This is a genomic window from Oceanisphaera arctica, assembly GCF_002936955.1.
In the GTDB taxonomy this organism is placed as follows: Bacteria; Pseudomonadota; Gammaproteobacteria; order Enterobacterales; family Aeromonadaceae; genus Oceanimonas; species Oceanimonas arctica.
The window spans coordinates 45,652-52,554 of the sequence record NZ_MPZM01000018.1 but is presented as its reverse complement, the minus strand read 5'-3'; the positions used below and the strand labels follow the sequence as shown (position 1 = coordinate 52,554).

The window sequence follows — 6,903 nt, the reverse complement described above, 5'->3', positions numbered from 1 at the left end:
CGCAAGTCCCAGGGTGATTAGCTCAGCTGGGAGAGCACCTCCCTTACAAGGAGGGGGTCACTGGTTCGAGCCCAGTATCACCCACCATATCTTGTTTATACCGCACTTCTGAAATCGAATTGTCGGGTCGTTAGCTCAGTTGGTAGAGCAGTTGACTTTTAATCAATTGGTCGCAGGTTCGAATCCCGCACGACCCACCATCTTCTTGTTGTTACCCCCCTGTTTTTTCTGTTATTCCTATCTGTTCGCTGCTAATTCCGTACCCGACTTGGGTTTAACGCCGCTGTAACTGTATAATGCCCCATTGATGTTATCCGGATGGAACAACTGGAACCAGGACATGACTGAAGCTGTCGATATTTTCGAGTTTGACTACCCCTTTCCCGCCAAGCCGGCTCCGCTGACAGTTGATCAGCAGCTGGTACTGAAAGATGAAATCAAGGCCCTGCTCAAGGCCAGAAACGCCGTGCTGGTGGCACATTACTATACCGACCCCGAGATCCAGGCATTGGCCGAGGAAACCGGCGGTTGCGTGTCCGACTCGCTGGAAATGGCGCGTTTCGGCAAGGAGCATCAGGCCGATACCCTGATCGTCGCCGGCGTGCGCTTCATGGGGGAAACCTCGAAGATCCTGAGCCCGGAAAAAACCGTGCTGATGCCCACGCTGGAAGCCGAATGTTCACTCGACCTGGGTTGCCCGGCCGATGAGTTCACCGCCTTCTGTGATTCGCACCCGGATCACACCGTAGTGGTGTACGCCAATACCTCGGCGGCGGTGAAAGCCCGGGCCGACTGGGTGGTGACCTCCAGCATAGCGCTGGAAATCGTCGAGCACCTGGACAGCGAGGGGCACAAGATCATCTGGGCACCGGACAAGCACCTGGGTGCCTATATCGAGAAGCAGACCGGCGCCAAGATGTTGCGCTGGCAGGCAGCCTGCATAGTGCACGACGAGTTTCGCGCCAAGGCCCTGAAAGAGCTGAAGGCGCAGAATCCGGATGCGGCCGTGCTGGTGCACCCGGAATCACCGGCCTCGGTGATTGAGCTGGCCGATGCAGTCGGCTCCACCAGTCAGCTGATCAAGGCGGCCCAGACGTTGCCGCAGCAGAAGCTGATTGTGGCCACCGACAAGGGTATCTTCTACAAGATGCAGCAGGCCTGTCCGGACAAGGAGATGGTCGAAGCGCCGACCGGTGGCAACGGTGCTACCTGCCGCAGCTGTGCCCACTGCCCCTGGATGGCGATGAACGGCCTGGTGGCTATTCGCGATGCCCTGCGTGACGGTGGCAAGACCCACGAGATACAGGTGGATGAAGACACCCGCATCAAGGCGATGATACCGCTGGAGCGGATGCTGAACTTCGCCGCCGAGCTCAAGATGAAGGTGAAAGGCAACGCCTAACGGCGAGCTTTAAGCCGTAAGCGATCAGCTGGAAGCTAAAACAAAACCGGCGCCAAGATTAATCTTGGCGCCGGTTTTTTATGGGTGGTTTTAACTTATACCAATTTGAATAAACATCTGATCATTTTTAAACCCGAGCTCAGAGGCAACACAGCCGCCTCCCACGACACGCCATAAACTCATCCCTGAGGGCTCGGGAAATGCCGTCCATGGCATTTCACGGTCGTGGTAGTCGATCTCTGTTGCCTCTTCTCAAGCACCGAGTTGTCTGTAGACGATGCCAACAGGCAACTCCCTGGCATCAGGGAGGATAAAGGGATCTGCTCCGCCGACCCTCCGCGCCAAGGATGGCGCGGCGGAGCCTACATGGAGGTATTCACGGCGTGTCGGCGGAGCGGGCCCTTTGTCCAACCTTTGCAGAGCAACCAAATAGATCAGTTATTTACTCTGTTTGGTATTAAAGCTTAAAGCTTACGGCTTCCAGCTGTCTGTTATCTGTTTTCTTCGCCGCCGAGGGCTTCGATCAAGTCGGGAATAAAGCGAGACAGCTCGCCGGTGACCAGGGCGAAGTCGGCGTCGAAGCGGGCGGCCACGTCTTCGCTGGTGACGTCGTCATTCTGCTCGCGCAGCTCTTCGGAAAACTTCAGCCGCTTGACGCTCATGTCGTCACTCAGCACGAAGCTGATGGTCTCGGCCCAGTTCAGTGCCAACTTGGTGACCAGCTTGTCGGCCTCGAGATGGGCCTTGATTTCTTCACTGAGCAAGTCCTGCTGCTTGGCGCGGATAATACCGCCGTGCTCCAGGGCGGAGCGCAGTTCGGCTTCGTCTTCCAGCGCCAGGCCGGCCGGGGCGGCGCCTTCTTTCAGCCAGTCGGTCAGGGTCAGCTCGGGCGGCGTGGTCATGGCCAGCGGGACGACCGGCAAGGATCCGATGCTCTTGCGCAGCAGGGCCAGAAGATCTTCTGCCCGCTTGGCGGAGCTGGCATCCACGGCAATAAAGCCGGCCTTGGGGTTGATCCAGGCATAGGTCTGCTGAAATCGGCTGAAGGCGCGGGGCAGCAGGGTGACGATGATCTCTTCTTTTATCGATTCTTTTTCTTTTTTCTTCAGCGCGCGACCTTGCTCGATTTCCAGCGCCTCCACCTTTTCGGCCACCATGTCGTTGACGACCGAGCCGGGCAGCATTTTTTCTTCTTTCTTGGCGCAAATCAGGATCTGGTCGTCGGCGCTGTGGGTCAGGGCATGGCCCTGTTTGCCCAGCGGCGAGATCCAGCCGAATTTTGCCTGCTCCTGACTGCCACAGGGGCTGAAGGGCAGGGCTTCAAGCTGCTTTTCCAGATCTTCAAGGGTGACATCGAAAGGGCGGGTAAAACGATAAATCTGCAGGTTCTTAAACCACATAGCGTCCTCGGTAACGAGCCGGAAAAAACGCATTGTACTGCAAAGCGGCTTTGTGATCAGGTAGTCATTCCCGGCCAATAAAGGCCGATCCTGCTCACAGTGCCTGATTAAAGCCGATTCGATGTGGTGGTGCCTCTATACACTCAGGTAAACGAAAGTCGGAGAGAGTGTGATGATACGACAAGCCACGCCCGAGGATACCGATGCCATTCTGGATGTCTGGCTGCTGGCGTCGTTACAGGCTCATGATTTTATACCGGCGGCCTTCTGGTGGCAGCAGCAGGAAAAAATGCGGGCCCGCTATTTGCCCCTGGCACAGATATGGGTCTGCGAAAGAAACGGCGAGGTACAGGGCTTTGTGGCCCTGGTGGACGACTACCTGGCCGCGCTATTTGTGCGGCCCGACTGTCAGCAAAACGGCATCGGCAGGGCGCTGCTGGACATGGCCAAACGCCAGCGGCAGCGGTTATTGCTCAAGGTATTCTGTGAAAACGATATTGCCGTTAATTTTTATCGTCAACAGGGTTTTGCCATTACCGCAGAAAGCACGGACCCGACGACGGGGCAGCCGGAACTGCATATGAACTATCGGGCCGGTGTGCTTCGGCACGACAGTTGTTCCCTTCGCTGACATGGCGGTGTCATAAATTCATAAAACTGTCACACTTGCTGTCAATAATGACGATACACATCGCTAGATCTGTAAGGACAGTTGGAACATGAGCCGGAAAATACTGGTAGTGGAAGACGAAGCCGCCATCCGCGAGATGCTGTGCTTTGTGCTGGAGGAGAAGGGCTTTGCCACCGACTCGGCGGAAGATTACGATCAGGCGCTGGCCATGATCAAGGAGCCCTATCCCGAACTGATACTGCTGGACTGGATGCTGCCCGGCGGCAGCGGTATTCAGTTGATCAAGCACCTCAAGCAGGACGAACTGACCCGCCAGATCCCGGTGATCATGCTCACCGCCCGCGCCGAAGAAGAAGACAAAATCAAGGGGCTGGATGTGGGCGCCGACGATTACATTACCAAGCCTTTCTCTCCCAAGGAACTGACCTCCCGTCTGAAGGCGGTATTGCGCCGGGTGGCGCCGACGGCGGTGGACGACGTCATTGAAGTACAGGGTCTCAAGCTGGATCCGGTGAGCCACCGTGTCAGTGCCAATCACCTGCAACTCGACATGGGCCCCACCGAATTCAAGCTGCTGCATTTTTTCATGACCCATCAGGAGCGGGTATACAGCCGCGAGCAGTTGCTCAATAATGTGTGGGGCACCAACGTATACGTGGAAGACAGAACCGTGGATGTGCATATCCGGCGGCTGCGCAAGGCGGTGTCGGAGTCGGGCCACGACAAGTTGATCCAGACGGTACGCGGTGCTGGGTATCGCTTCTCAACGCGCCTATGAGGCCTGTATGCAGTCACAAGAATCCAGCCACGGTTTATGGTGGCGGTTAATCTTCTACTATCTGGCCTTTTTTCTGCTCGGCCTGTTACTGAACAGGGTTGCGCTGGGGCTGCTGGCAGGCACGGTATTGCATCTGTTGTGGCATTACCGTTTTCAGCACAAGCTGGCAGTCTGGCTGTGGCGTGACCGCAGCCTGACGCCGCCTCAAGGTCAGGGCAGTTGGGAAGCCATTTTCAACGGTATTTACCGTCTGCAGCAACGCCAGCGGGCCCGGCGGCGTGAACTGGCCAACCTGATACGTCGTTTTCGGGAAGGCGCCGAAGCGCTGCCCGATGCGGCCGTGGTGTTTCGCCGCGACGGCAGCATCATCTGGTGCAACAAACTGGCCCAGCAACTGCTGGGGTTTCGCTGGCCGGAAGATTCGGGCCAGCATATCGGCAACCTGATCCGTACCCCTGTGTTTATCTCCTATATGGAGCGGGGGGTGTTTCTCGAGCCGCTTGAACTGCCTTCGCCGATTAACGAAGAAAAACTGATCGAATGTCGCATCATGCCCTACACCGAAGATCAGGCCATGCTGGTGGTACGTGACGTGACCCGGTTGAGAAGCCTGGAGCAGATGCGCAAGTCGTTTGTGGCTAACGTGTCCCACGAGTTGCGAACGCCACTGACGGTGCTCAAGGGCTATCTCGAAATGCTCGAAGAACGGCCCTCCGAGGAAAGGTGGCATAAAACCCAGAAGGTGATGCTGGAGCAGACCCAGCGTATGGATGCCCTGGTGAACCAGCTGATGACTCTGACCCGGATTGAAGCTTCGGCCACCATAGATACCAGCAAGATTGTCGATATTCCGACCATGCTGACGATGCTGGAGCAGGAAGCGCTGGCTCTGAGCGCCGACAAGCATCATGAGTTCAGCTTTCTGGTGGATGCCGGCCTCAAGGTGCGGGGTGATCAGGAGCAGTTGCGCAGCGCCCTTTCCAACCTGGTCTACAACGCCGTCCGTCACTCACCACCAGGCACTCGCATCACGGTGGAGTGGGGTAGGGTGGGCCAGAATGGTCGCTTTGCGGTCACCGATAACGGTGAAGGTATCGCGCCCGGGCATATTGCCCGCCTGACCGAACGTTTCTATCGGGTCGACAAGGCGCGCAGCCGACAGACCGGAGGTTCCGGGCTGGGGTTGGCCATCGTCAAGCATGCGCTGGGCCATCACGACTCCCATCTCGATATCAGCAGCAAGGTCGGCGAGGGCAGCTGTTTCAGTTTTATTCTGCCCGAGCGGTTGTTGGTGCAGGACAACCCCAGCCGGGCCATTGCCTGAGCCGGAAAACTGCGGCGATGGTTTTCCTGTCTGGTTGTCATAATTGTGTCACTTCGGCTTCATATAGTTGTCATCACCGGCGGCAATACTGACCGCGTCTTGAAAGACCGAACTCAGAAATCAGATTGGAGATTAAGGATGAAACTGAACAAACTGGTAACAGCTCTTGGTTTGACCGCAGCACTGGCTTCCACGGCTGCGCTGGCTACCGTAGACAGCTCCCTTCCGGATTACGAGAAGGTCAGCGGTATTTCCGGCAACCTGTCTTCTGTGGGTTCTGACACCCTGGCCAACATGGCAACCCTGTGGGCCGAAGAATTCAAGCGCAGCTATCCCAACGTCAACGTGCAGATTCAGGCCGCCGGCTCTTCAACGGCACCCGCCGCCTTGACCGAAGGCACCGCTCAGTTCGGGCCCATGAGCCGCGCCATGAAGAGCAACGAAGTCGAAGCCTTCGAAAAGCGTTACGGTTACAAGCCGACGCCGGTACGTGTCGCCATCGATGCCCTGGCGGTATTCGTGCATAAAGACAACCCCATCGAAGGTCTGAGCATCGATCAGGTGGATGCCATCTTCTCCAGCACCCTGAGCTGCGGCAACAACGAGCAAATCACCAAGTGGGGCCAGACCGGTCTGACCGGTGACTGGGGCAAGCGCGACATCCAGCTCTATGGTCGCAACTCGGTCTCCGGTACCTACGGTTACTTCAAGGATGAAGCCTTGTGCAAGGGTGACTTCAAGAACAACGTCAACGAGCAGCCCGGCTCCGCCTCTGTGGTGCAGTCGGTGTCTTCCTCCCTGAACGCCATCGGTTATTCCGGCCTGGGTTACAGCACCTCGAGCGTACGTGCGGTGCCGCTGGCCGAAGCCGGCTCTACCGATTACGTTGCCGCCAACGCCGATAACGCCATCAGTGGCGACTACCCGCTGTCGCGCTTCCTCTACGTTTACGTCAACAAGCACCCCAACCAGCCGCTGGGGCCGATGGAAGCCGAGTTCGTCAAGCTGATGCTGTCCAAGCAGGGTCAGGAAATCGTCGATAAAGACGGCTATGTTCCGGTACCGGCCGCCGTGATTGCCGCCGACCTGAAAAAATTGGGTCTGAACTAAATCGGCCAATGCATCTACCGTCGTAGTGAAGATTCCCCGGGGCCACCCGGGGTTTTTTTTGCATTCTATTTATATGATTTTTCATATATTCTTTTTGACGTTCCGAGTTGGCTGTTGGCGGTACCATCAGGCGATATCAATACTTTTAGAGGGCAAAGGGATCTGCTCAGCCGACCATCTGACCACCATGGATGGTGGGAATGCCTGGATGGCAGGAGCATTTCCCGGCCGCGCCACGGATGGCGCGGTTGAGTCTCC

Annotated in this window: 6 protein-coding genes and 2 tRNA genes; 7 read left to right on the top strand and 1 reads right to left on the bottom strand. The window is 57.0% G+C overall.

Annotation, left to right across the window (positions count from 1 at the left end):
• Positions 1 to 11 precede the first annotated feature (11 nt).
• The 3 genes from UN63_RS09895 (at position 12) to nadA (ending at position 1,402) form a co-directional block, all read left to right on the top strand.
• Positions 12 to 87 (top strand) — tRNA-Val (locus UN63_RS09895).
• Between the two features lie 37 nt (positions 88 to 124).
• Positions 125 to 200: transfer RNA gene (locus UN63_RS09890), tRNA-Lys, on the top strand.
• A 140-nt stretch (positions 201 to 340) separates the two neighbouring features.
• Positions 341 to 1,402 (top strand): quinolinate synthase NadA, encoded by a 1,062-nt coding sequence (nadA, locus tag UN63_RS09885; protein ID WP_104486594.1) that lies wholly within the window; start codon positions 341 to 343, stop codon positions 1,400 to 1,402.
• A gap of 491 nt (positions 1,403 to 1,893) precedes the next feature.
• Here nadA and rdgC read toward each other — a convergent pair whose 3' ends face one another.
• Complete coding sequence (gene rdgC, locus UN63_RS09880; RefSeq protein ID WP_104486593.1) at positions 1,894 to 2,802, bottom strand: recombination-associated protein RdgC; 909 nt, start codon at positions 2,800 to 2,802, stop codon at positions 1,894 to 1,896.
• A gap of 172 nt (positions 2,803 to 2,974) precedes the next feature.
• Here rdgC and UN63_RS09875 point away from each other — a divergent pair, with 172 nt between their 5' ends.
• From UN63_RS09875 to UN63_RS09860, 4 genes are all read left to right on the top strand, one after another.
• On the top strand, positions 2,975 to 3,433 hold the full coding sequence (locus UN63_RS09875) for an N-acetyltransferase (RefSeq protein WP_104486592.1): 459 nt from the start codon (positions 2,975 to 2,977) through the stop codon (positions 3,431 to 3,433).
• 88 nt (positions 3,434 to 3,521) lie between these two features.
• Positions 3,522 to 4,211, top strand: coding sequence for a phosphate regulon transcriptional regulator PhoB (gene phoB, locus UN63_RS09870; protein WP_104486591.1), 690 nt, complete (start codon positions 3,522 to 3,524; stop codon positions 4,209 to 4,211).
• A 7-nt stretch (positions 4,212 to 4,218) separates the two neighbouring features.
• Positions 4,219 to 5,535 carry a phosphate regulon sensor histidine kinase PhoR gene (gene phoR, locus UN63_RS09865; protein ID WP_104486590.1) on the top strand — a complete coding sequence of 439 codons (1,317 nt, stop codon included), beginning with the start codon at positions 4,219 to 4,221 and terminating at the stop codon, positions 5,533 to 5,535.
• A 138-nt stretch (positions 5,536 to 5,673) separates the two neighbouring features.
• Positions 5,674 to 6,645: a PstS family phosphate ABC transporter substrate-binding protein gene (locus UN63_RS09860; protein WP_104486589.1), complete on the top strand. Its 972-nt coding sequence runs from the start codon at positions 5,674 to 5,676 to the stop codon at positions 6,643 to 6,645.
• The last annotated feature ends 258 nt before the right edge of the window (positions 6,646 to 6,903 follow it).

Bases quoted from the DNA above. Each gene is read 5' to 3' on its own strand.
- phoB (WP_104486591.1), top strand. From the start codon at position 3,522: ATGAGCCGGAAAATACTGGTAGTGGAAGACGAAGCCGCCATCCGCGAG.
- UN63_RS09875 (WP_104486592.1), top strand. From the start codon at position 2,975: ATGATACGACAAGCCACGCCCGAGGATACCGATGCCATTCTGGATGTC.
- rdgC (WP_104486593.1), bottom strand. From the start codon at position 2,802: ATGTGGTTTAAGAACCTGCAGATTTATCGTTTTACCCGCCCTTTCGAT.
- nadA (WP_104486594.1), top strand. From the start codon at position 341: ATGACTGAAGCTGTCGATATTTTCGAGTTTGACTACCCCTTTCCCGCC.
- phoR (WP_104486590.1), top strand. From the start codon at position 4,219: ATGCAGTCACAAGAATCCAGCCACGGTTTATGGTGGCGGTTAATCTTC.
- UN63_RS09860 (WP_104486589.1), top strand. From the start codon at position 5,674: ATGAAACTGAACAAACTGGTAACAGCTCTTGGTTTGACCGCAGCACTG.